This window comes from Silanimonas algicola (assembly GCF_054777375.1).
Map to the genome: position 1 here is coordinate 494,987 of NZ_BAAHAS010000003.1, position 23,982 is coordinate 518,968.

Below are 23,982 nucleotides of genomic sequence, written 5' to 3' on the forward strand. Positions count from 1 at the left end.
GTTACTTTCACGCCTTGATTGTCACTGGTCCAGCAGAAACAAACGCACGCCGAGACATACTGGCGAAGGTCGAGCGGTCTCCAGCGAAGGTCCGAGATGCACTTGCCGAGATGCCACCTGGGGCGGCTGAGTACTACTCAGAGCTCCACTAAAGCCTCGCTTGAATTGCTCCCCGCGTAACGGAAGTGCGGTGACGCAATATCCGAAACAGTCTCAGCAAGTGAGCCTTTGAGAGAGCTGAAGTTAAGTCGAACGGCTACTAAAAATGGGGGGCGTTGCATCACCTGGCTTCGATGCTGAGCCAGATAGGAAAGGCCTGACGGATGCGTTTCCGGGAGGCAGGTTGGTGCGCGAGATGGCGCGACTGATTAGCTTAGCCTGCGATAGTCAAAGAGCATTGCGGACAAGGCCTGAACTAGGTCGCGATGGTTTCAGCCCTGAGCGCAGACTTCAAAGCACTGCTCACATACTGAGCCGCTAGCTCGGCATCTTGAACCGGTGTGGCGCTGCCGAATCCAAAGCGCACCACCTGCATTGCGTCTGCCTCATTAAGGCCAATTGCCCTCAGGACGTAAGAAGCCTTGAAGTCGCCAGACGCACACGCTGAGGAGGGCGATGCAGAGACGTCGGTTTGCAGGCGATCGAGGAGATCTCGCGCCTCTACACCAGGAAAGCGGATGCTCCTGAGCCCTGGTAGGTTGCTTTGCGTTGACCCAATGATCTCGAAAGCCGCGCCGCTGTCAGCTAGAACACGCAGGAAGGCGTTGGCAGCGCTCTCTGCAGCTAAAGTGCGCTTCGCTCGCTCAAGGGACACTAGGTCGCAAGCAGCGCCAAAGCCTGCCGCTAGGAAGACCGGAATCGTGCCTGGGCGTAGCCCGCCTTGCTGACCGCCGCCATATTCAAGCGGAGTCAGCTCATTCTTCAAGCCATCAGCCACGAACAGCGCACCGATACCTGCTGGCCCACCGATCTTGTGGGAGGAAAGTGTGGCGAGGTCTATCCCCTCGCTCACATCGATATCAAGCCAGGCCAAGCTCTGGCTGACGTCCGAGTGGAACAGTGCGCCATTCGCATGCGCAACGGCGGCCAGGGGCGCAATCGCTTGGACCGTGCCAATCTCATTGTTAGCGTGGATGACTGATACCAGAGAGCGCATTCGCCCCGCTTCCAGGATCGCCCGGCCAATCGCCGAAGGATCTATCTGCCCTTGACGGTCAACCTTTACCTCCTGAATCCGCGTGCCGAGCTCACTCAGGGCGAGCGCGACCTCTCTGACGCAAGGATGCTCTATCGCGCTGTAAACAAGCGCACCCGCGTCCCCGTGCGTGCGGAGGTATCCCTGCAAAGCGAGATTGCTTGACTCCGTTGCCCCAGAAGTGAAGATGATCTCCTCTGCCGAAGCCCCAATTAGCTGAGCGACAGAGTGCCTAGCTTGCTCGACTGCATCAGAAGCTAGGCGCCCGTGGGCGTGATCCGAATGGGGGTTGGCGTGCTGATCTCGAAGCCACGGCAGCATCGCCTCCACAACTTTTGGGTCGGGAGGCGTGCTTGCATTGTGATCGAGATATAGGGGACGTCGATCGCCCACACTGCCTCCAGGTGAACTTCTCGATTTAGGTATTCACTTGTGGCACACCAAGCAAGCCTTACTCGCCGAGAACGCTTCTTCAAACTCCAAGCCCTCAGGCTGAGATCCAGCAGGCCGCAGCGGATTGGGCTTCACGCGCGCTCTTGCACGAGCCTTACGCCGCTCATGCTCTTCCTTTATAGCTGCGATGCGCTCAGGTTGCTCCAACTCGGTCAGCGACTCCCGGTCGCTCCAAGTGAATGGTGATCCATGCTCTAGGGCATTCTTCTCATAGCGCTTGGCTTCTTCAAACGCTTCTGGATGCCGCTCTTTGAGCCTAACCCATTCGATCTTTTGCTGGAAAAAGCAAAAGGTACAGCCACTACGCGAACGCCAGTCGTAATAGCGGGGCAACCCAATGCCCGCACCCTCGAGGAGCTCAATGACGCCTGCATGGTCGATAGCGGCAGTACGGAATGGCAGATGCACCGTTAGGTTTTCGTGCCCGGAGTCGTAGCCCTCACGATGAGGCTCATCGGCACGGATAGCGACGTAGCTATGCACCGTGTCGCCCGCGGCTAGCCAAGGCTTGATCCAGTCCCGGAAGGGCGCCAGCTTGAGCTGCCGAGTGCACCAACGGGTGCGGGGAGATGGCAGGAAGTTCCCATACTCCCGCAGCCAGAAATCAAAATCTCGATCCGGGTTCAGGCGCTGGATGGGACGTCCCAGAAAGCCTTCGAGCTTTCCAAGGAACTCATGAACCTCTTTGAGTTCCTTGCCGGTGTCGGTGAAGAAATACTGGATGTCCAACTCAGGGCGATGCAGTCGCATATAGACAGCCAACGCCGCGCTGTCTTTGCCGCCTGACAGACCCAATACGTGTCGCTCAGTCATGGCTGCCTTCCCGCTGCTGAAGCACCTCTGTGCCTGCCTCCACCAACGCCGCAAGGAAGATGTCAGGCTTGATCTTGCCGCCTGAGACTTCCAACAGCCTCTTGGCCAGCACTGCGACCGCCTTCTTCTCCTCCACGCTCACATCAAAGACATGCGAGACCGTCTTGCCACCACCGAGGACCACGGCGAGTGCCTGGCGAGACGCATCACGTCCTTGCACCATGGCGAGCGCTTCGACCTGTCGGAACTCGAATGCCCACTTGGCAAGCTGAATAACAGCGCCGTCTAGATCGTGATCGGTGAAACCCATGGGCGGCTTGCTGACGGCGAGCGAGATCATTCCTTCGATGTCGGGCAAGGTGCCGTTGTAGGTCTTCAATCGTCCCGCAAAGGCGTCAAGCTGGAAGTTACCCGTTATGCCTTGGACGACAGAAGCCCGCTGTGCGAGTTGCCTCAAGTCGCCCTGGTGATCGAGGGAGGCGAACAGTTGTCCCTCCAGTTTACGTAGCGACGTCGGATATGCGCTCTCCAGCTCCTTAACCACTTCGCCGATGCGGGAGACAAGCAAATCAGCATCGTGTGTTCCTAGCATCTCGGGCAGGTCAGAAAAGATGACCTTGATCGGGTCAGAAGCACGCAACAACAGCGTGCGAACTGCGCGCGCTCTCTCTGACACACGAGCAGTGCGCTGCGTCCAGGCTGGCAATGCAAGCGCCTGGGATACGAGCGCGCGCGCCGAGTCCAGTGGATCAGCAGCCACTGAGCGACCCACGGCAACTTCGAGCTGATCAGCAAGCCGCCCGAGCAAGCGCTTGGCCGATGCATCTACCCGCACCCATTTCCAGGAAATGCGTTTGGGATCTTGCAACCACTCATCCACATTGGCATCGGTCAGATCGGCCGTAAACGTACCCTCGACATAGACCGCAACCCGACTGCGATTGGCCAGCAAAAAGCTCAGCGCGATTATGGGCATCACGCCATTCTTCAAGCCGAAGGGTGCTTTGCGCCACAGGGAATAGATGTCGGAAAGCGATACAGCGTCACTTGCCTTTTCAAGCATTTCTGTGGTGGCTGCCCAGAGCGCAACAAGCGACTCCGAACGCGTGCCCTTGTTCCGCTCAGGCGAGCAGAAGCCCCAATTTCCTCCCACCTTGGCATGCATACCAAGCTCAGCCACGACGGTGTAGTAAAGGCCCGCATCTGCCGGGAAACCTTCATACCCCAGCCGCGCTTCGGAGCCGAAGTTCAGCATGCGGTGGAGCAGGTTTCGCTGTGCCTTAGCTGCACTGGACGAGAGCACGTCGCGGTTGACCAACTCGCTGTGGATGACCGGGGTCTCTCCGAATACCTCGCCACACACTTCACTGGCCAAAGGCGAGAGCCCGTGCAAAGCGTCCGAATTAAGGCGACGACCAGCCCAATACCAGTGTGCGTCTCCGAATGCCTCGGAGAGGTCACCCGCCAGGTCGGAACGAACCTGTCGTAGGCGTGCCTCGACTTCACGGCGAGCGACCGAGTCGCCTTCCAGCTCAGGCCTGTTCTTTGCTACGTGCTCCAATGCGGCCAACTCTGCGGCACGCTCCATGATGCCGCTCTGACTATGCGGAACGCCGTAAAAAATGATCTCCCCGCTATCGGGCTGCTGCGAGAGCTCTGCCGCAAGCCTGTCGGACTTGACGTCGGAAATCTCTGCTGTGGGCAGAAGCAGCACGAACCGACCCGCCCGCGCGCTACTTTTTCGATCGCGCATCAGGCGTTTGGCGTCAGATGCCGGAACGACCTCTCGCTCAAACCATCTCAGCGTGCCCGTTTCGACGTAGTAGCGACGAGCCGAAACCGCAGGAAGCGGGGCAATGGCTTTGAGCTGATCGACGTCAACCGAGCCAATCGTTTGCAGTGCAGCACATACTGATGCTTCGATGTCGAAATCACTACCCGCGAATACGCCCCAAGCTCCCGCATGCTTGCGGTAAATCAGAACACTCGCTCGGGCTAAATCATCCAGCGCGCTTTCAATTTCCTTCTTGGTCCAGCCAGGAACGCAGTCGGCCAGGACATCCGTATCAGCCGCAACACCGGACCCATTACGGAACAACTCAATGATTCCGGCGGTCTTGACCAACGAAACATGCGGCTCATCAAAACGTGCCTCAACCCGCTCAACTGCCTCCGCAGTAATCGCCCAACGATGTCCGTCAGGCGAATTCAGAATTGCACTTTCGAGATTGGCCCTTAGGTAATTCCAGAACATTGCGGGGGTGTAATAGACCTCCGCGGCATCTCCTTCCCCACTAGCTAGAAACTCGCGAAATCCAAGCGGCTCAGCGGAAGTAAGGAAGCCGAAAACACTGCGCTCGTTCTGGCCGAACTTGCGACGCGAGCTGGGCCCAAGCAACGCAGCCGTGATTGGGTGCAAAGGCCAGCACGCATCCAGAGCCTCAGCCAGATTTGGCGGTGAAGAGGGGCGTCGGCGACGGATGGTAGCGGCGATCTTTTCCGCCACTCGCCTCGTTTTCGGATGCGCGACCTTTGTCTCGATCGCCCGCCCAATCAGGTCCAGGACTTCATCAGTGCCCGCAACAATCGGGATATCAACATAGCGGCCTTGGACCTTTGCCCACTCCTCGCGCACCTCACGCCCTAGCCGAGAAGCGTACTGCTCGAAGGCTTGATGGAGCACTCCTACAACTACGAGCCTGCCGTCGCTTCGGCTCGCTGCCTCAGCCAGCTCCTGATAGAAGAAGATGTCATCGCCCGTTAAAGCGGCCGCTTCCAGGAACTTTCCCAATTCATCGAGGATCAGCAGCACCCCGCCGTGCTCGCCCGTGTCTGCGCGCCGAACCAGCTCTGCGATGACGTCGCGCCGACCATCACGCATAGGGCGTCGGCCACGTACGGGCGCGTGCGCGTCCAAAGCATTACCAATAGCGTCCTCTACTGAGGCACGGCGACCGACGATGGGAAGTACCAGCCAAGGCTTTCGGCTACCAAAGACGTGCGCAATTGGCTCGTTAGGATGGACGCGAAGAACCTCTTTTGCTTTGCGACGCCCAGAAGCATCACCACCGGCAAGCGCCGCCAATGCCAAGGCCAATGAGGACTTGCCACCGCCATACGGGCCCGTCCAGGTAAAAGCTCTCTGCTGAGTCTGGGCAACGTGCTTTGCCACTACTTCCAATGCGTGACGCGGACTCGCCTGTAAGACGTAACCATCTAGAGCATCAGATTGATCGAAGTCCGTATCCAGGCGCACCGAACGCTGGAACTTAGCCTTAACTCGAACCTGTGTAGCCAGATCAGCGCACATAGGCCCTCCTCAACAGCTTCATAGCGGCGCGCGGATCCAAGCGGCCATGCGGACGACTGACTTGACGCAATCCTGCACTGTCCGTCCAGATCATCGCTCCATCAGACACTTTTTCCAGTCCCATCAGTCGCTCTGCAACCGAGGCCTCATCCAACTTGAAGACTCGTCCCGGCGAACCAAAGTCGTGCGCGATGGCCTCAAAGGAAAGCGTGTTCTGTGATGAGCCAGTCGCCTCCTCCCAGCGATCCCAGAACTGACTCAACGCGAAAGCGAACAAGGCGTCGGGCAAGCTAGGCTTGGGTCCGCGGCGGAACTGAAAGGTGCCGTTGGGACCCTCGGTGATCAATGAGAGCTCGGCCAATAGTGGCTCAGCAGCATCATCGACCTCCTTGCCGTCCCGCCGCGTGAGATAGCAACGCAGACAAACTTCAACATCGCGCTTAAGCGTGATCAGCGAGACACGGCTACGCTTCGCGCTCGCCACCTCTGACAAAGCGAGCACGATTGCGTTTCGATCGAAGCTCTGCGAAGTGATGCGGTTGAATACCCAATACCAAGTCGTGGAGCGCGCAGCCATGCCTGCCAGCATCCAATGTACAAGCCAAGCGGTGGCAGGTCGTTCAAGGTAGGGATCTACGGCATGCTTGCCGAAGAGCATTTCGCCGAGCGGCGCCGCCTGCAAAACATTGCCAGCGCTCTCTTCGAGCACGCCGGAGGCGAGTGCCCAATGTCGGATCGCCGACACCATGTTCTTGCCCACGCCGAAGCGGCGGATGGCGGCTTCATCGCCGAAGACGTTCTCTGCGGGATCCTCGGCAACTGCGAAATAAGCCTTGCGAAGCCAAAGCTGTCGCAGCGGGAAGGTCTCATGACCCGAAAATTGGAGCTTGTCCGGTAGCTGAGCGGTAGCCATGGAACATTTTAACTGGCGAGGTCCGCCAGTGGCTATCCGGGGCTGGACAGCCCCTCCAGTTAGCACATTGGGTGCCAATGGGGGCTGCCACACCAAATATCCTTTCAGATCAAATCCTTAGGCTGATGGCTCCAGCTCGAGCCGCTAGCCCATCGGTTCAATATCGTACGGAATGAGACGAAATAGACGCCATTTCCACTGCGCCGTTTAGTCACGGAGCATCCGATCCAGGGATCAAGCCGGGGCGCGATTCGTTGTCCTTTTGAAGCAGGAGGACGTCGACTAATCTCCTCACTCCAACAACAACAGGTGATCGAGAGCCTCATCGAGCGTCGAGAAAACGCGTTCGGAGCACTGACGCACCATTTCAAAGTAGTGCTTCACCGACGGATCTTCGACCTGGTCGACCAGAAAAATCCTCTTTCCCAAGGCCTTCGCAAATCCGACTTCCAACGCCAGCGAGTAACCCCCCGGATTAGAGGCCTCCATGTTCGCCAAAACAATGTCCGATTGGCGGACGGCCTTCAAATCCCATCGGGTGTACTCGGCGGGATCTTGGATGTTGTGTGCGCTCGGGTCGAGTAGATCAAACGCCCCGGCCAAGCGGGCCGCAACCTGAGCCTGCCAATTCGACCTGAACCCCCCGGCCAGATAAATCCTTCTAATCGCCTGTTTTTCGGCCATTGGCATCCCTCTTGAATATCAGCTCGGCGACCGCAACCGAGAAGGGAGTCTTCATCGCGCGACTGTGAAACGCATCCCCTTGCCTGAAGAGCGCCAACGCAACGAGCAACAGCAAAATCGCTTGGATGGACCATGGGGCCGCTTCGTCGTAGGCAAACAGCAACTGAGGAAAGAACAAAGAGCAAGCAACAAGGTCGAGCGCAAGAATCGCTAGTGCCGTCCCCACGCCATAGCAAAGTAGCGAGATGAACGTGAACCTGCGGCCCAATGAGGCAGCCTCTGTTGAAACCGAGAGGGCCACGCTCCGAAGGTCCTTGTATTCCCAATCCCTCGCTTCTGCACCTGTCTGTCGCGCTTTGACTAACTCTCCGAACCACACACAAGACTGGAGCATCTTTGCCCCCGCCTCATTGAAGGACCTGGTGAGTCCTAGCTTGGAGAGCGGCTCTTTAAGGATCTGCTCATGAAGAGCAAGCAGCGTGTGCCCAATCGCGAACAACACGCCAGCGAGTGTCAGAGTTGCCGAGATCGTATCGCCGAGCTCAAACAAGGATCGGAGCTGACCCGGGCCTAGGTGCATGAGCACCAAGCCGACCGTCAGGGCGGTGCCAGGCACCCAAGCGCCGATCAAGTCGTTGAAGAACTTGGCTACCGTATCCGTCGCGTCCTCAACCTTCATTCATTAACTCCTGGCGTCAGCGGCGATCGCGGCCACAGCGGCTTCGATGTCCTGATCCGACAGAAATGGAGCCTGCGCGAAGACTAGGCCCTGTTCTCCATTGAGTTTAGCGGCCAAGTGCCCGCGGCCCAGCAGTAGCTCTGCGCCAGGCCGGTCGAGCGCGATCTTGGAAGTCGCCTCGCTGGATACCTTCAAGATCAGCCGATTTCCAAGGTTTTCGCGAAGCTGCATCGGCATCACGTCCTTGTCAGGGCGCTGAGCAGCAAAGATCAGGTGAATGCCCGCCGCACGGGCTTTAACCCCCAAGCGCTGTACCGCAGCCCCCACGGCGCCCTTGTAGGCGTCATCCAGCATCCAGTCGGCAAACTCGTCATGAATCAGGAACACCATCGGCAATCGCTCTTCTTCCGAAACCTTTGAGTTGTAGGTGGGAAGGTCGCGGGCACGGGCTTTGGCGAACGCACGGTAGCGATTCTCCATTTCCTGCACCAGCGCTTCGAGAACCTCGCTTGCCTTCTCCTTGGTAGTCACGATCTCGTCACGCATGTGCGGCAAGTCCGCCAAGGGGGCGTAATCAACGCCCATCTTGGGATCGATCAAGATAATCTGCGCCAAGTGCATGGGATTGGTCGCTGCGATGTCCAGAAGCAACGCTTGAATCAGCACCGACTTGCCGCTGCCGGTGGCGCCAGCCACGAGCGAATGCGGCTCGTGGGACAAAAGCCCCCCGAATTCCGCACCGAGGTTGAGGTAAAGCAGCGCACCGTTGATCTCTTGGAGGCCCAAAAGGAAAGAGGTGTTGATGCCGGCAACATTGCGATTGAGCTCGCGACGCGACCAGAGCTCCCAGAGCGACACGGCTTGGCGCTTGGAGCCGGCGACCGTCACCACAATCTCACCGGGTTTGGGCTGTACCGTGACGAGATTGATCGCGTGAGTAGTCAGAAGCTGCGTGCGCTTGTTCTCGATGTCCTCAACGCGCAGCCGGTCAGACCCCGCCAAGCGTACCAGGCAGCCATTGGGCGTCAGACGCGTGCCTAGGATTGCAGCTTGCAGGCCATAGCTGTTGAGTGCAGCCCTGAGTTTCTTGGTGACATCCTTCGCCCACTCCTCCCGTTCGGCATCGGATTGCGCGCCGACTGCGAACTTGGATGCGACGAGCTGAGCAAGAGCGGAGCCGGGGTATGCTGCAGGCGGAGGAGTCGGGGCTGCCACTTTTGGCTGGCCATTGTCCTTCGGCAGGGTTCGCGCAGAGGCCGAATGCTGTTGAGCCAGGGCATCGGGCCCTCCCGAAACTAGGGATTCCGGCCCGAGAGCCTCCACTGCGGCTACACCCGAACTATTGGCAAGCTGATCCACCGACGAAAGCCAAGGCACCCGAGGGGCGGGCTTCTTGAAACTGTGAACCGACCAAGGCTCGTGGGGGCCCAGACCAGCGCGTGCCGCTAAGCTTCCGGCACTCTTTGCGTAGGCTTCAGCCAGCTTCCGCAGATCCTCCCGATCGAAGACTTCTTGCCAAGCCTTGACGCCATTCTCGTCCAGAAGGATCTCCTGCTCGGAGACCGATCCAGAGCCTGCATCCGAAGTATGGACGTAAACGTGAGAGTAGCCACGTAGTGAGATCTCCACATCTCCCTCGCGAAGCTTTGAGCGGGCACGTTCCATCAGGCTCGTCAAACCCGGCGGGATATCGGCATCGACGAGCATGTCAGCAAGCCGGGAAAGCCAAACGTCGCGGTCGAGCCGACCGGGGTCACCAAAGAGGGCTTCCCGGAATTTGTCCAGCGTCTGGAGCAATTGATCCTTTGAGCTTCGGCGCGCCGCCGCTAGACCGTCGGCACCGACGTACTTCGACTCGACAATTGAGACAGCAACATAGATCCCCTCTTCTCTCTCTTCGACATTGATGGCAAGAATGTCGGCGATACGGCTCTCGGGCTGCGAGAACCAGCTCGCGTAGTCGTCTAGCAAGAAGTAGGCAGTCAACACTTGGCCGCCTTTGGCGAGGGCCTTAAACTCCTCGACCAGCAAATGTCGGCTTAGCACCAAGCCGATCATTTCACCGGTGGAGACGCCACGCTTGGCCGCGCGCAGAACGATGTCGCCAGAGACAGAGAGCGCATCGCGTTTGGCTTTGTCAGCTGTGGCGTTGATCTCGTCCGAGGTGAGCTGAAGCTTGAGCTCGTCAAGACGGCGACGCACCAATACGCTAAGGAGTCGGAGCTCCGAAGTGGAGCTCACGATCATATTGCGTCCGTTGGTCGATCCGCGACGGTAGCGAACGACCGCAATACCGTTGTGTTGCAGCTGACGCTTATCAAGTAGTTCGTCGTAAGTGGCGACCCATTCCGCTAGCTCGTGTGCGTCCTTTATCAACGCGGCCAAATCCTGACTTTGCAGGGAGATGCGCCGGGCGGGCAAGAATCGCTTGTCAGGCACCGCATCGGTCTGGTTGCAGACCGCGGCCACGGCAGTCACGTAAGCCCATCCCGATGCGGTTTGCCATGGGCACGTCAGAAATGTAGTCGACTTTAACTCGTCTTCGCCTGACACACTGCGATACGACCAGCGCGAGGGCGCATGCTCAAGGCTTTGGCGATCGTTTGTCCAAGCGACGGGCAGCCACTCCACCTTGGCGGAGCGGGCGACCACATCATGCAGGAAGGCAACGTCAAACGGTTTGAAACCCTGCGCACTCTCGCTTGGAGTCGAAGAGACAGGCGTGACGGCGATACGCAGCTTCGAAATGAAATTGTCACTGGTCTCACTGACCACGGGCAGATCCGGATCGTCGCCAGCCTTATTCACTAACTCACCATAGACGCTACGAAGCTTCGCTTGGTCGGAGTGGCGCACCGATACGCTGCATTGGAAATTACCGTCCTCCTGGATCGAAGAGAGCTCGCGCACCATCGCCAACGGCAGCTCGGCCGCGTCGGCGTCGTAGAGCACGACACTGAGATTCGACGCCTCATGGGGCTGCAAGCCGACGTAGCGCTCCAGAAGCTCCCTCGCCTGCTTGGCCGCGGCGGCGGGATCTACGTCACTCATCGCATCTTCTTCGCCGCGGATGGGCGCCTCCAAGAGGCTGTAGCCGTTGACGGTGCTGCTCTCACTGACCAACTTCGGCGAACCGTCCTTGTTCAAGACTGCAATTTCTGGATAGAACGGATGGCCAATCTCGTCGGAGAGCTCGCGCATGAAGATCTCGCGGTCGCCGTAGAGGATGCTGCCGCTGGAGAGCAAATGGGTGGCAAAACCCGCAATGCGGCGGGTCTTAACCGCAAGCGCCTTCATTCGCTCGGGGTGCCAGGGGGGGATGATCAGCGCCGGGTTATCGCCAGCCACTCGGACCGTGCCCACCGACAGAACTTCGGAGACCAAGCGCGAACGGCAGACATCACCACGAGCATGAGCCATCAGCGTGTTTAGCAGCACGCCAAAAGACTCCGCCTGACGCATAACGGCCTCACCATGAAGGCCAGTGGAGACGAAGTCATCCATCGCCTTGATGTAGTCTCTTTCGAACGCGTCCCACGCTTCCCTGACCTCATCGCGCTGAGTCGGGCTCAGCCTGCCCTCGTCTGCAAGGTCCTTGATCCGCGACTTGATCTCGTGGCGGAAACTACGGAGTTTATTGACCGCAGGAACGAGCGAGCCGGCGTCGGTAGAGTAGGTTGCCTCCAAGGTACCAGTGTCCAACAGCGACACGTTCTGTACCCCGCCCTTCTTGCTAACCAAGCGTCGTGGAACTTCCGAGCAACCGACCGCGCCCTTTTCCAATAGGCGCCGCATGTCCGCGACCATCGACAGGCCAATCGACGCGGGCTTGTAGCTCCATAAGAGCTGAGTTTTGCTGACCTTGATCTCGCTGCCGGGAGCCACTTTCAGCAACTCGACATCGAACTTGATCTGCAAAGCCTGGCGCCCAAGCGACGTTACGGCCTTCAACTTCTTGTTGCGACTCTCCGCGATCTCGCGCTCTTTGGCGATGAAGCGCTCAAAGTCGAATAGCGGATCTGGAAGATCGGCCGCGGTCATACGCGTGACCTTCCACTCTACCTTTGCCCCCATCAGATCCCGCAGTCCGCGGTACATGGCAGAGAAGAAGCAGCCCGCGTCGTGATTGAAGCGCTCGCGCCACTCGGTCCGCCCCTTGTTGACGGTGAAGCGGAGAATTCGCTCGCCCGAGGCGTCTTCGAGACCGGCATGCAGATTGTTGACCACCCGCGCGAATCCATCGAAGAAATCGTTACATTCGATAGGCTTCCCGAACAGCGCCTTCTCCCACCGCGACATGAGCTTTGCGTCGCGCTCCAGGAAGCGGCGGTGCGTGGCGAAGAACTCTTCGTCCTCAGGGGTGAATTCGGCACGGCGCTCGCGCGACTTTAGGTCTTCGAGAAGCCTACGGCCCTCCGACCCCAGCGCGTTTTCTTCGTCACAATCATTATCGAAGAAACGCAGAGTCGTCTCCGCCAAGCCTTGCTGCCTCTCCTTAGGTTTGTCGAAGGCCAGATAGACACCCTCCGACTCCCATTCGAACTGGGCAAGCAATTCCGCAGTCACTTGGTCGCCCAACGGCGCAACCGCGAAGGCCTGCAACGCTTGTCGCGCGCCCTCGTCGATCTCAGCGGCGTTAGCCTCGATTCGATCAATCAACTCATCCGCGTCGAGAGGCTGGCCGTTCTGACGGAGCTTCTTGAGCAGCGGCGCCCGCTGAGCGAAGAGTTTCGCGAAGGCCTTCTGCCATGGGGCCCGCACAGACCCGAACGTCCTCGCGTTCGAGAAGTATCCACTGTCCCTGGGCAACCCTGCCCTCGGCAGCGCATAGCCCACTGCATCGCGGATCGGAAGACCGCGCGTAGAGATGGCCTCGACAATCTCGGAGCAAAACTCGCCAAGCTGTACGAGGGAGAGCTCGGATGCGTTGAGCAGGCCCCCGATGGCGGCCTGAAAGATTGCGCGATCCTCAGCCACGGGGGCGAGGCCGCCTGTATGGAGCGCCGCCTCTACCCATGCCTGGGCATCGGAACGCATCTCCTTCGCACCAATGGGCGTGACGTGCGCGAGTGTGTCCGAGAGGTTGTGCTCGCTACCACTAGCCGTGAGTATTGCCTCCTTTTCAGTCTCGACGTTGTTACGCACGTAGCCAGCGTTCTGCTGGATCAGAATTTCCGGCGGTAGGCCTTGGCCCTCCACAAGGACCTCGGGGATCATCAGATCAATCCGAGCAAACAGATCGGGCTTCCCCATTACCGAACGCGCGACGGCAGCGATCTGGCTGGCCGAGAGCTTGTCGAGACGAAGGAGCGCGACGGAGTCGCCCGCCTGGGAAAGGTTGGCGAGGCGCTTGGCAAGGATGTCTGCGCCGACGCGCCCAATGATTCGATCGCTTAGCACGCAGCCTCCACCTCAAACGCGAACGGGTTTTCGACAAAGGAGCAGGAATCTGAAAGCCGGCGCACGAGGCCGAGGCCGACAAGCCGCGCTTCCAGGTTGTCGCGATTCTCGCTGAGCTCAGCTTGGTCGATGGACTTGGCCTCCACTAGGCGCGAGCCTTCGGCGTCACCGATCACCAGGCCATAGCGGCGATTTGCCTCGAGGAGGAACTCATCGAACTGCATGCGGTCGCCGACGATTGCGATTACGATCGATTTGAGCAGCCGATCGTCGGGCGCATATCGATACCGCCGCGAGAGCCTGCGGGAGCTAAGACCAATCGCGCGCGACCACGATGCATGAATCTTTCCGACATGCTGGGCATGCCTAGGCAGCGCGAGCTCCACTAGCTTGGAAACCAAGCTGTCGGGATTACGGCTCGAATAACCCTCGTCGTCTTTGTCGTCGGCAGGAGGCCACTGAAAGGCCTCCCTCAATAGCCTCACGCGCTCAGCGTCGGGAAACTCTAGTGCGGCTGCGTCAATCCAAGCCTGCTCGCCACGGATCGATTCGATGTGCGCCCTTATTGCCTTTTCGGGGTAGCCTTGATTCGTCAGATAGCTGTCGCCGGATAGCGCCCTCACCTTGCGTCCATCCTTTGAGACGATCTCGCAGACGAACTCGACCGGCTCGTCATCCCCAGCGACGCGCTTCGCGCGCTCCAAGAAATAGAGCAACATATTGAGGCCCGTGATTGCGATGAGGTGCTCTAACGCGTCATAGACCGGCATGTCTCTCGACAGAATCGCGAGCCAGTCCTCGCAAATCTGGTCAAATCTCGGGTTGGATATCTCCGGAAGATAGCCGGACAGGCGCGCTTCCTCTGGCAATTGTGGCGTTCCCTGCAGCGCATGTGCCAACCGATTCATGGGGGCGGAGCGCTCGAATAGGCGATTGGCCAACAGGTCTCCCAGCTCTGCGCCGCGCCTGGCACGGGTGAGCATCAAGTAAAGCAACTCTCCTGTGCGCGCGAAAAAACGCCGATCATTGCTCATATTGCCCTTGGCATTGATCTGCAAGTCCTCGTAGAGGGCGTCAGGTCCGAAGGGGAAGACGAACTTTGAGCTCCATCGCTTGTTGCTGCGCGCCTCGAAGGATGAGGAGCGAAGCAGTTCTATTGCCTTGGAGAAGTCATCGAAGCTTGTGAAAGCGAGGCGCAGATAGGCCAGGTCGCTCGCCGAGTCTCCATTGCCGGTCTTTCCATGGTCGAACTTTTCGAACCACTGGCGCCATTTCTCTTCGTCGGCGAGTTTGCTTTTGGCGATGGACTCGACGTAGGGGTTGTTGAAGAGAAGCCCACGCAAGCGCATCTGACGCTGCGGCTTGAATTTCACTGCACCCCCAAGGCCGTCGTGGGGTCGCAGTGGCCTGTCCAGGTTCGAACCCAAGACGCCCAGGAACTCCAGCACGGTCAGATGCGGCAGTTGCTCATCGTAAAGGCGGTGCCCCCAGATGTTTTCGTCGACGCAGAAGTCGACGCTCCTGATCTCGGGCCGCTTGAGGATCTCGTTCATGCAGGAGCCCTGACAGTAACGGGCCGGGTAGAGCCGCGCCCACTTGGTTCGATATCGATGAAGTTGAGCGTCATGGCCAAGTCCTCGCCAATGACCTCGTCATCATCGGCGACGCTTCCTTTCCGCACGGTCTCCGCCTTACGCAGAAGCTTGGCTTTGAAAGCCATCAAGTCTTCGAGGCACTCGTTGGAGAAGCTAGCCGGCAGCGCTCCTTCTGCGACCCGAGAAAGGAACTCATGCCGAACCGGCGTCAAATCGAAAATCACCCTATTGGCCGCACCCGGAGCGAGCTGAACCTCCAAGAATGGCCGTCCCGTCAGGGAATTGAGCTTGATTGCCATTCCGACCCCCTGCTGCCGCCGTGCAGTGGTTTCGTGGTCGCAAAGCACGCTCACGCGGCTCTGAGTAAATCCGCCTGAACTCGCTATGAAAATCCGATCTGAGTTCTCCAAGAGAAGCCCTGTCAGTACGCGGTTGAGACCCTTGGCGATCCGTGCGCGTACGGCCTCGCTGACCTGTGTCTTCTTTTCGGCCAATGTGTCGATCATCCCGAGGTAGTCGCCGGCGTAGCGGAAAACAGTCATTGCCCAGCGCGAATAGCCGGGCTCGTCCTCGGGAATCGTGAAGTAGAGTCTGCGACGCTGATCCTCCAGCATCTCCATGAATCCTGCAGCGGCACCCTCAAGCCGAGCGCTCTCATGCCCCTCTAAGTAGTCGTTTTGGGCCGCGATATAGCTCGCCGTTCCGCCATAAGTGGAATCACTCGCAACTAGGCGCTGAAAGTCGGCTTGCAGTCGGGAATCGTCTTTGCCGTAAACCAAAAGGCCATCGGCCCCATTGGTGGTCTCCTCGCCGACGCCGAAGCTTGCCATCGCCCTGAATATTGGCCGGTCGGACGCTCTGCGCTTCGGAAGGTTAGCCCCGAAGGCATTTGCGTAGATGCTGGCCTTGCTGACGTGGTTCGCCTCTTGGATCGTCGGTACATCCGCGCAGGTCATGAGGTTCTCCTTCGCCTGCTTGGCGTCGGAATACCCAAGGACCATGTTCGCGCAGAGCGCAAGAAGGTCGCGCATCGGCAGATGCAGGCCGTTTAGCCGGGCGATCTCTACTAAGTCACCAACTCGGCTTGCAAGCTGGCCTCCGTCGGCATCGCCAAGCAGCCGGCGACGGTTCTCATCGATTGGGCAGACCTTCCCGCCAGCAATAAGGGAGCAGCGAGAGCAGTTTTCCCATTCGGGGTGCCCTGCCACCGCCCGAGCCACATCTTCAAGAGTCTTGCGGGTCGTTGTGCGGCTGAGGTCGAACACTGCCAAGCGATCAGGAGCCGGGCCAGCCTGCAAGAAGCACTGCTGGAGTGGCGTGCGCAACGGATGCCGGATGCCTTGGCGTTTGCCGAGATCGCGCAGGCGATTGAGGATCTGTCCGTGATTGGCCGCGACGATGAGCACCTCGGAATCGTCGCCACCCAGCACCGACCTTTCTAAACGCTGCAGCGGCACGTCACTTTCTTGACCGTTGAACGCAGAGAGATCCTTGATAAACACAGCCAAGCGACCGTCAGTGAGCTGCAGCTCTTTGACGTTTCCCTTGGAGGACCAAATTTTAGGATCGCCGCCTAGATGCTCCCACAGGGCCCGGCAGTGGTAGCTCTTGCCGTCGCCCGCAGTGCCGGCGATGAGCATAGAGCCCGGTGCCCGAGACTCGATGTGCTTGACCATATCTTCAAGAAGCGGTGTCGCGAGCCTGATCGGCTGAACTTTGGCCCTGCCGACGGCAGCGGACACGTACTCATCGAACAACGTCAGGTTTTGCGGTGTCGGACCATAGCTACGCAGGAACCTTACCCATGCAATCGTTGGAAAAGAGGTTCTTTCAGTCGAATTAGCTTCGTTGGCTCCAGTAGTCACGTGCCTTGCTCTCCCTGAGCATTCATTGGTTGACGGCCCTTGGAGCGGGCTTCATGCAAAAAAAATCGCGGATTCCTAGAAAGGATTGCTGCGTGGACCAAGCAAGCCGACTGTAGTACGAGAGTAGATGTCCCCCTGCCGAGAAAACATCCCCCGCGTTGCCTTAACACCCACCACATTCCTTACATCCTTCAGAAGTCCCTCTCCTACCATTTCGTCGCGAGATCCATCTGCCTGAATCGCCCCGGCCTTCGTGGACGCTTAGCTTTCCTGGCGTCCTCTCATCCGGGATCCTGCCAACCGACCAAGAAGCACATTCACTTGATGGTGTCGAAGCGGTTGAGCGCCCAGGTCACGTCCTGGGCACCATTGAGCGTGAAGCGCTTGCCCCGCTCTCGCTCGATGGTGATGGACAAGCTGCCCCCATCCTTGACGACCCCTGTTGCGATGAGTCGGCGAATCTCGCCGCTGGGAATGACCAAGTGCTCGCAAACGTTGCGACTGTCTTCCTGAATTCGCATGACGAGAACGTAAAATGTTCCCGATGCGTCCTTCGAATCAAAGGCGCGCTTTGTGATCTTGAAGGAATACTTGCCGGATGCTCCGGCGTTCGACGTCTTGACCTGGATATGGAAGTACGAGTCGTCTTTGCTGGCAATGACGTCGATGCCATCGTCTACTGTCATTGCAGAAGCATTGAAACCGAAGAACAGCAGCTCGGACATCACGGCGTACTCACCAGCTTTCCCGGTGAACTGGCTTGAAACCCTCGGCGGCTCTGGAACCTTGAAGGCCCGGCTTGGCGACTTTCCGGTGCTTTTCAGTCGGTAGTAGCCCTTTTTGAATCCGCCGCGCTCATTCTTCGGCTTGGAGAAGACTGATTTTCCTCGGCCCTTCTTTACCTCGATTGCCAGCGTCTGGGCGACTTTCCTCGAGAGGTCGTCCTGAGGGATTGGGGAATTCGGGTAGCGCGCAACGATCGCGGCTGCAATCTCGTCGACATGCATCGGCCCTTTCGCCTCAACCAGCGCTTCAACAATCTGTTCCTTCAGCTTCACGACTGTCCCCGTTACGTCCGCAAATTCCGAATCCTATCGGTACGGTTTCGGCTAGCCAAGGGCCCGATAGGACGGCTCACTGTCGCACCATTCTCGGCCTGAATCCTCGGCCTGGGCGTGCGGGCGACTGGCATTCCCATCCCGATGCGAACGAACTTCAGTCTAGAGCGCTTCGCTCTCGCTACCATCCCGTTATCCACCGTCGATGCGTACGAGGGCGATGAGCGCAAACATCGGCAGCAGAATCTCGATGGCGCCCTGCTTTTGGCCGTATCGAAAGAACTCGAAACCCTCGGACGTTTTCGTCTTCGGATCGACCGCCTTTCGGAGCCTGAGGGACTTGTGAAGGCCGTTTCGCTGGAGGACTTCGAGCCTTGATTCAGCTTGTTCTTTGGTCGGGAACCAAATCCTGAGCGGCGAATCACCCAGCGCTTCGACCTGGGCGATCCAAGTCGGTTTTCGCTTTCGAACGACGTTCTCGATCAGCAGTCCCAAGCCGGAAAGCGATCCCTCTTCACTTAGTGCCGTCACGATGGCATCGGAGGCTAACTCCCCATCGCTAGGGTGATGGGTGTTGGCAAGTGTGATAACCCTTTCGATCATCTCGTCGGTGATTCGTAATTCTTTCCGCCGCGATTCTAAGAGCTGTCCAGAGAGAATCCCGAAGAGAACCTTCCTTGCATGCGCGGTGGAATACGAGCCGGCTAGACCGAGGTCGTGGCGGCCATACACCCGCTTCTTGGTCTTGTTCACGCTTTTCGGAACATGGACCCTGGTTCTCTTCGTCCGTCGAGGTGCCGAACCCGCGCGCCGCCGCCGCTCACGTCGTTTCACGGAGTCGGGCTTCACGCCGTCGATGAAGCTCTGGGTGTCCGGGGGCAGCCGGATCAGCTTCTGAATCGTCGCGCCGATGATGAGGTCCGCCGTGTGGACGTAATACATCAGCGTCGTTCTAGGATCCAGATGGCCGAGGATTCGTGCCGCGGCGTATACGCGGCTCGGATGATCGGCCTGAGGCCCGCAGAGGGTGAACGAAAGGGGCAGATGATTGCCAAACTCTTCGCGCATCTTGGTGTAACCGGGGATGCAGTCGAAGGCGCCCATCAGACGGCCTTCGTCGTGCAGACGGATCATGAGCATCGATGCCGCGCTATGCCTCAAATCATGGAACACTACGTTCGGGTCGAAGGTAACCCGCCGGAGAATCTCGGCCACCTCGTCGCAAACTTCCGTGTCAACGTAGTTTGCTCTCGGCTTGGCAATGTCTGCGAAGAGAAGGTTCGACTCCCAGCCCGTCCCGCCGAGCATCGACTTTCTCAGGTCGAGGAAGTTGTAAAGCTCCTTCATCTCGACCGGCGTCAGGAGGACGTGCAGAGGGATCGTCCGTTTGCCCGATCGACTCTTGAGATCGTACAGCTCGTTGTCTCGCACCCTCAGGTCGCCAATCAGCCGCCCTTCGGAAGCGATCACGACAAAGTCACTGACTTTCCGAGAGCCCAGTTCACCGCTTCGCAGGCCGACTCTGTAGCCCAACGCCAAGGCCACCTTGAGACGCAATGCCGCATAGGGTTGGCTTCGATGATTTTGCTCAATGAGCGCCCTGGCTGCACGATAGTCCAACGGAGAGACGAGTCGCGACCGGTGCGACATCGGAAGGCCTGCGAGGTCGAAATCCTCGTCCAGCTCAAGGTCGATGCGGAACGTCTCGGCAATGAAACCGAGGAAGCTTCGGAAGCCCACGATTCCAGGCCCTGGCGACTTCGTCGCGAGGATGCGTTCGACCACACGATGGATGGCGCGCTCGATCTCGGCCGGGTCCCCCGATGTCTTGCAGGAGACCAAGCGCGTCTCCTCAACAAACACATGAAAAAAGCCGCTGCAGTAGCGGAGCAGCCCCGAAGGGCCCAGCTTGTTGCTTGTGCAAAACACTCCGCCCTCGTGGCATAGAGCCTGGCGTGTGAGCCATTCATGCAGCGTTCTAATCCACCCGCCCAACTGGCCGTGGGTCCGTTGCCACTCATGCAACCGCTCAATGAATTCGTGGCGCATCAACGCGGATTCCCCCTTCTTCCTGCGCAGCGTTGACATCAGTGCTCGGGTAGCAAAGGCCAAGCGATGGCCATCCGTGCATGTCCCGCTGACGATCTCTCCGCCCCAGGCGCTGAGGTCCACAAGTCCAGCGTCAGGCTCGGGGCTCGCGTCCACGTCTCGGCGCTCTGCGCGAATCCATCGACCCCATGTCGAGTCGTTCATGCTGCAGCAGAGGTCGGGATTCTGCATAACCTCAATCATCCAGCTCGGAAGCTGAAGGGCCCAGTGGCCACGTGCAAGGCGAGTCAGAGCTTTAAGGTTGATCGTCGGAAGGCCCAGAAACGCCGTGAGGGCGTGCAGCGCCGCGCACGGTGTCGGCCACGGGAGGCGGTCAATTACCTTCGTGTAGCGGCGAGACAGATAGGCGGTGGGAGACTGCAGCGCCTGTCGACGCGGATGATCCGTTCTCGCATCCATCTCGTTGGATGGCATCGACCCTTGAGTTGCACTGTTCGAACCATCGATTTCTGTGATCTTTTGCTTCCGACCCTTGGTGGTGAGGTCTAGCGCAATGAAGTCCAGTCCCATCAGCGATTCCTTGACCTTCGTCCGAACGAGGAGTTGTTCGAGATGGCTGGTAATCAGAATCCCACTGTGGAGCGCGCCGCTAACCAGCAGGGCGCCTGCCACAAAACGCGGGTCCGAGCATTCGCAGATCGCTTGGAAGTTCTTGTGCAGCCCGTCAAGGAGTGCTTGGGCGCTCGTCAGGTCCTCAGCCTTGATGTATCGGATTCGGCTTGCCGAGATCCTCAGTTGTCGAGAGGGCTCCAGTCGCCCGAACGTCCCCAGCCCGCGGATTTCGGCGTGATGGAGCAGGGAGTTCACGAGGTTGATGCCCGCGTCGCCAAGACCGCGTTTCTGGATCTCGGAGCGAACCCGAGCGGCGATGTCCCGGTTCCAAGCGGGCTGCCCTTGGCCGCTCGCCAGCGCTGGGTCGTTTGCCCGCAGGATGCTGTGGATCACTGCACTCAGTCGTTCCGGGGTCTCTTTCTCCGCTTTCTCTTTCTTCTTTGCCATTACGTGGTCCCCCGCGAGCGATAGCCTCGAAGCACTTCGAAGCCGATGCTCTTCAGGTGAGCGTCGACCAAGAGAAGTTCCGTGTCGGAGAACACCGGCCAGCCTGAATGGAATGGGGCGCCAACCTCTTCGCCAGGAAGCGCATGACCAAGCAAGGCGTTCACACGAGTGGCTGGGAGCCCAAGATCCATCAGGCCGGACGTGAGCGAGTGTCGGCCAGCGTTTGACTCACACAGGTAGTGGACTGCCAGCTGCTTGTACCGGCGATAGGTCAGGGGTTCGACATTGCCGGCCGTGTCGATGTCGAAGAAGAGGGGCGGTGCACGGTGACTCGTGGGCAAGGACTGAAGAACGAAGTCGCGGTGGGCTTGCCAATGGCGGAGCTGCTCGACGGCCATCGCGCATAGGCGAACGGCTCTCTTCCTGAGCCGGGGATCGGAATTCGTCGTCGCCTTTTCCTCGAGGAGCACCGTATCGCCCACCGGTGATTGCAGGGCCTTAAGCGCGGAGTCGCCCGGTCGTGCGGCAACTGCCCAGATGAGCAGCGTCAAGGTATAGGCGAGGAGTCTTCGATGGATCTCGAACACCCGGGTCGGGTGCGGATGCCCCGCCGGTGGCGTTGCAAGGCCGCGACGAAGGCTTCGGGTCATGTCCCTTGCCTCATCGAGGTCCGGACAACGGAGGCTGCCGACGCGAGCGTCCCAGTCGATCCCCGCAGGAGCTCCGTGGAAAACAATTGCGGTGTCGGGACGTCGCCAGTGTGTGGTTCCCCACCGAAGTTGGTTTTCGAGATGCGAACACGCTTCGTCGAAGGCGCTCGCCAAGCCTCTGAGAGTCCAGCGCCGATAGCTTGTGCGCGTCATCAGGTGCGTTGGGATGGGAACTCCGTGAAGAAGCGCCGATAGACCTTCATCGCCGCTGACTTCGCGAAGCGCTTTCTTCAGTTGTGCTTGAGCGGCGCGAGTCGTGAACTCCGCCCCGAAGCTCACGCGAAACTCAAGAATCCGCCCGTGGAGACCGCGCAGATCCTCTCGGTCGAACAGCAGGCTTCCGGCTCGCTCCAGTGCTTTCGCAGCAAGAGCGTCAGCCCCTAGACGGTTTGGCGCAATCGGAAGGTAAAGATGGGTCGCTGCCACCCGAGCCAAAGACTTGGGGAGGGACGCCTGCGCTCGATTGGCGACAAGGAAGGCTAAGGGTTCGGCAATCACACCGACGTCCCAGTCTGGAGTCGACAACGCTTTTTCGACGTCCTGGAAGGCCACCCACGACTCGATCGATGGTGACCACAGCCCCCCCCAGAGACAGCCGGCCAGTACCGCTTTGTGATGCGAGTCCTCGAGAAGAAGCTCGTCACGCAGGAGAACGCGCTCGTGGCTCGTCAGGTAGTTGCGTTCCTCGACGGTCAGAACCTGGTTGATGGCGCGCTGGACCGCGATCGGGATCGGGTTTACTCGGTTCTTTCTGCGAGCGGGCCCGACGTCGAAGATGGTGTTCGTGTCGGAATCGAGCGAATCTTCATCGCTGGTGAACGGCTCACCTACGGGCGATGAACGTTTTTTACCGCTGGCATCCCCACTGGCTCCCTCCGCGTCTCTGCGGGTGCGGCGGTTGCCAACGTCGAGTAGGAAGGCGAAGCCGCGTGCCATCTTCTCAAGCGCTTTGCGCTGTTCCACATACTCGTGACCGTTAAGGTAGGTTCGAAGCGCTTTAGAAATGGAAGCCGCCTCGAAGGGTTTTGCTGTCAGCCTGAGGACTTCGGTTAGCCAAGACACCTTCACCTCCACCAGCAGCCGAACGGCGCGGCTGAAGCGGTAGTAGGCATCCTCGTTGACGGGGTCAGTGGGGGTCTCGTGCGTCCTTAGTTCCTCGAAAAAGGCCCGCACGCAGACCGTCAGTGGCTCGTCGAGTTGGCCGGCCCCCAACTTCGCCAGCAGTGCGACGAGCGGCTGGACTTTCAGAAGGCCATGGAGTTGGGAATCCTCCAGTTCTTGGGGCTGGGTCGGCACACCCGTTTCCACTTGCACGAGGCCGGCTTCTGCTGCGGACAGTACGTTTTCGTCAAGTTCGAGGCCCACGCTCACGTCCGGGGGACCGTAAACGAAGGGCTTCAGGGGGGAGGTGGGTGCCATGCGCGCCTTTCTCCGCGGCGGCGAGGTTCCGTTCTTCTTCTTCCGACCTTTCGCGGCCTTTGGGGGCTTGGGCAGATCGGGGGCGCTGGACTTGAGCCCCCCAAGCTCCCCATCTGGGGGTAGAGGCGCGGGCTTGGCAGCCTTGCCTTCAGGACCCAGGCGTGTGGCTTCCGAAGCGAACGCGACGCTGAAGTACATGTCGGATTCCGCATCGGGACGATCTGATGCGGTGCTCCTTTCGCTCTCGGGCACCACGTCGCTGGCCTGTGGGGCGGAGTCGAAGTCGAGGGTGAGTTGATCGTTGGGGCTGATCGGTGAGTCGGGCAGATCCATCGGGGGGAGCGTCGTGTGGGCGTCCCGAAAATGCTGACTCACCTGAGGGGGGTACTTTGGGCGATTGAAGGTCGATTTGAGGCCTGTCTATCGCCCGAAGTCGCTCGAAAAATGTGTTACGCGTGCGCGCGAGAATCGACCCGTGACCCGTGACCCGTGACCCGTGACCCGTGACCCGTGACCCGTGACCCGTGACCCGTGACCCGTGACCCGTGACCCGTGACCCGTGACCCGTGACCCGTGACCCGTGACCCGTGACCCGTGACCGGCGGCCGATGGGCGAAGGGTGGGTCCAAGTGCCCGTTTATCTATTTGAACGACGGACGCGAAAACGGGTCGCGGTGCTGGTGGGCAGGATTCTTTGGCGAAACGGACGTTGGTGCGGATTTGTGGGCCCGGAGCGCGCCGCGGTGCGGCCGGCAGCCCAACCCCCGGTAGAGGCGGACA

Annotated in this window: 12 protein-coding genes; all 12 read right to left on the reverse strand. The window is 59.3% G+C overall.

Going from position 1 to position 23,982, the window contains the following annotated elements; all coding sequences use genetic code 11:
* Nucleotides 1–415: 415 nt before the first annotated feature.
* The 12 genes from ACYVAK_RS12410 to ACYVAK_RS12465 all read right to left on the reverse strand — a co-directional run bounded on the left by ACYVAK_RS12410 (nucleotide 416) and on the right by ACYVAK_RS12465 (nucleotide 23,535).
* A complete protein-coding gene (locus ACYVAK_RS12410; RefSeq protein WP_461061418.1) occupies nucleotides 416–1,588 on the reverse strand; it encodes a cysteine desulfurase family protein in 1,173 nt (390 codons plus the stop codon).
* A gap of 33 nt (nucleotides 1,589–1,621) precedes the next feature.
* Nucleotides 1,622–2,461, reverse strand: a complete 840-nt coding sequence (locus ACYVAK_RS12415; protein WP_461061420.1) for a phosphoadenosine phosphosulfate reductase domain-containing protein — start codon at nucleotides 2,459–2,461, stop codon at nucleotides 1,622–1,624.
* Nucleotides 2,454–5,771 carry a hypothetical protein gene (locus ACYVAK_RS12420; RefSeq protein WP_461061422.1) on the reverse strand — a complete coding sequence of 1,106 codons (3,318 nt, stop codon included), beginning with the start codon at nucleotides 5,769–5,771 and terminating at the stop codon, nucleotides 2,454–2,456. Before ACYVAK_RS12420 ends, ACYVAK_RS12415 begins: the two co-directional genes overlap by 8 nt.
* Entirely contained in the window at nucleotides 5,761–6,684 is a 924-nt protein-coding gene (locus ACYVAK_RS12425; RefSeq protein ID WP_461061424.1) for a DUF4007 family protein, read from the reverse strand. The genes ACYVAK_RS12420 and ACYVAK_RS12425 overlap by 11 nt, the downstream gene beginning before the upstream one ends.
* A gap of 291 nt (nucleotides 6,685–6,975) precedes the next feature.
* Entirely contained in the window at nucleotides 6,976–7,368 is a 393-nt protein-coding gene (locus tag ACYVAK_RS12430; RefSeq protein ID WP_461061426.1) for a nucleoside 2-deoxyribosyltransferase domain-containing protein, read from the reverse strand.
* Nucleotides 7,346–8,047, reverse strand: a complete 702-nt coding sequence (locus tag ACYVAK_RS12435) for a hypothetical protein (RefSeq protein ID WP_461061428.1) — start codon at nucleotides 8,045–8,047, stop codon at nucleotides 7,346–7,348. The genes ACYVAK_RS12430 and ACYVAK_RS12435 overlap by 23 nt, the downstream gene beginning before the upstream one ends.
* Before the next feature lie 3 nt (nucleotides 8,048–8,050).
* Nucleotides 8,051–13,447 (reverse strand): FtsK/SpoIIIE domain-containing protein, encoded by a 5,397-nt coding sequence (locus tag ACYVAK_RS12440; RefSeq protein WP_461061430.1) that lies wholly within the window; start codon nucleotides 13,445–13,447, stop codon nucleotides 8,051–8,053.
* Nucleotides 13,441–15,000: a hypothetical protein gene (locus tag ACYVAK_RS12445; protein ID WP_461061432.1), complete on the reverse strand. Its 1,560-nt coding sequence runs from the start codon at nucleotides 14,998–15,000 to the stop codon at nucleotides 13,441–13,443. The genes ACYVAK_RS12440 and ACYVAK_RS12445 overlap by 7 nt, the downstream gene beginning before the upstream one ends.
* Entirely contained in the window at nucleotides 14,997–16,799 is a 1,803-nt protein-coding gene (locus tag ACYVAK_RS12450; RefSeq protein WP_461061434.1) for a hypothetical protein, read from the reverse strand. Before ACYVAK_RS12450 ends, ACYVAK_RS12445 begins: the two co-directional genes overlap by 4 nt.
* Before the next feature lie 425 nt (nucleotides 16,800–17,224).
* Nucleotides 17,225–17,965 (reverse strand): hypothetical protein, encoded by a 741-nt coding sequence (locus ACYVAK_RS12455; protein ID WP_461061436.1) that lies wholly within the window; start codon nucleotides 17,963–17,965, stop codon nucleotides 17,225–17,227.
* Nucleotides 17,966–18,157: 192 nt separating this feature from the next.
* A complete protein-coding gene (locus ACYVAK_RS12460) occupies nucleotides 18,158–21,073 on the reverse strand; it encodes a hypothetical protein (protein ID WP_461061438.1) in 2,916 nt (971 codons plus the stop codon).
* On the reverse strand, nucleotides 21,073–23,535 hold the full coding sequence (locus ACYVAK_RS12465; protein WP_461061440.1) for a hypothetical protein: 2,463 nt from the start codon (nucleotides 23,533–23,535) through the stop codon (nucleotides 21,073–21,075). The genes ACYVAK_RS12460 and ACYVAK_RS12465 overlap by 1 nt, the downstream gene beginning before the upstream one ends.
* Between the last annotated feature and the right edge of the window lie 447 nt (nucleotides 23,536–23,982).

Bases quoted from the DNA above. Each gene is read 5' to 3' on its own strand.
- ACYVAK_RS12415 (WP_461061420.1), bottom strand. From the start codon at position 2,461: ATGACTGAGCGACACGTATTGGGTCTGTCAGGCGGCAAAGACAGCGCG.
- ACYVAK_RS12420 (WP_461061422.1), bottom strand. From the start codon at position 5,771: ATGTGCGCTGATCTGGCTACACAGGTTCGAGTTAAGGCTAAGTTCCAG.
- ACYVAK_RS12425 (WP_461061424.1), bottom strand. From the start codon at position 6,684: ATGGCTACCGCTCAGCTACCGGACAAGCTCCAATTTTCGGGTCATGAG.
- ACYVAK_RS12430 (WP_461061426.1), bottom strand. From the start codon at position 7,368: ATGGCCGAAAAACAGGCGATTAGAAGGATTTATCTGGCCGGGGGGTTC.
- ACYVAK_RS12435 (WP_461061428.1), bottom strand. From the start codon at position 8,047: ATGAAGGTTGAGGACGCGACGGATACGGTAGCCAAGTTCTTCAACGAC.
- ACYVAK_RS12445 (WP_461061432.1), bottom strand. From the start codon at position 15,000: ATGAACGAGATCCTCAAGCGGCCCGAGATCAGGAGCGTCGACTTCTGC.
- ACYVAK_RS12460 (WP_461061438.1), bottom strand. From the start codon at position 21,073: ATGGCAAAGAAGAAAGAGAAAGCGGAGAAAGAGACCCCGGAACGACTG.
- ACYVAK_RS12465 (WP_461061440.1), bottom strand. From the start codon at position 23,535: ATGGATCTGCCCGACTCACCGATCAGCCCCAACGATCAACTCACCCTC.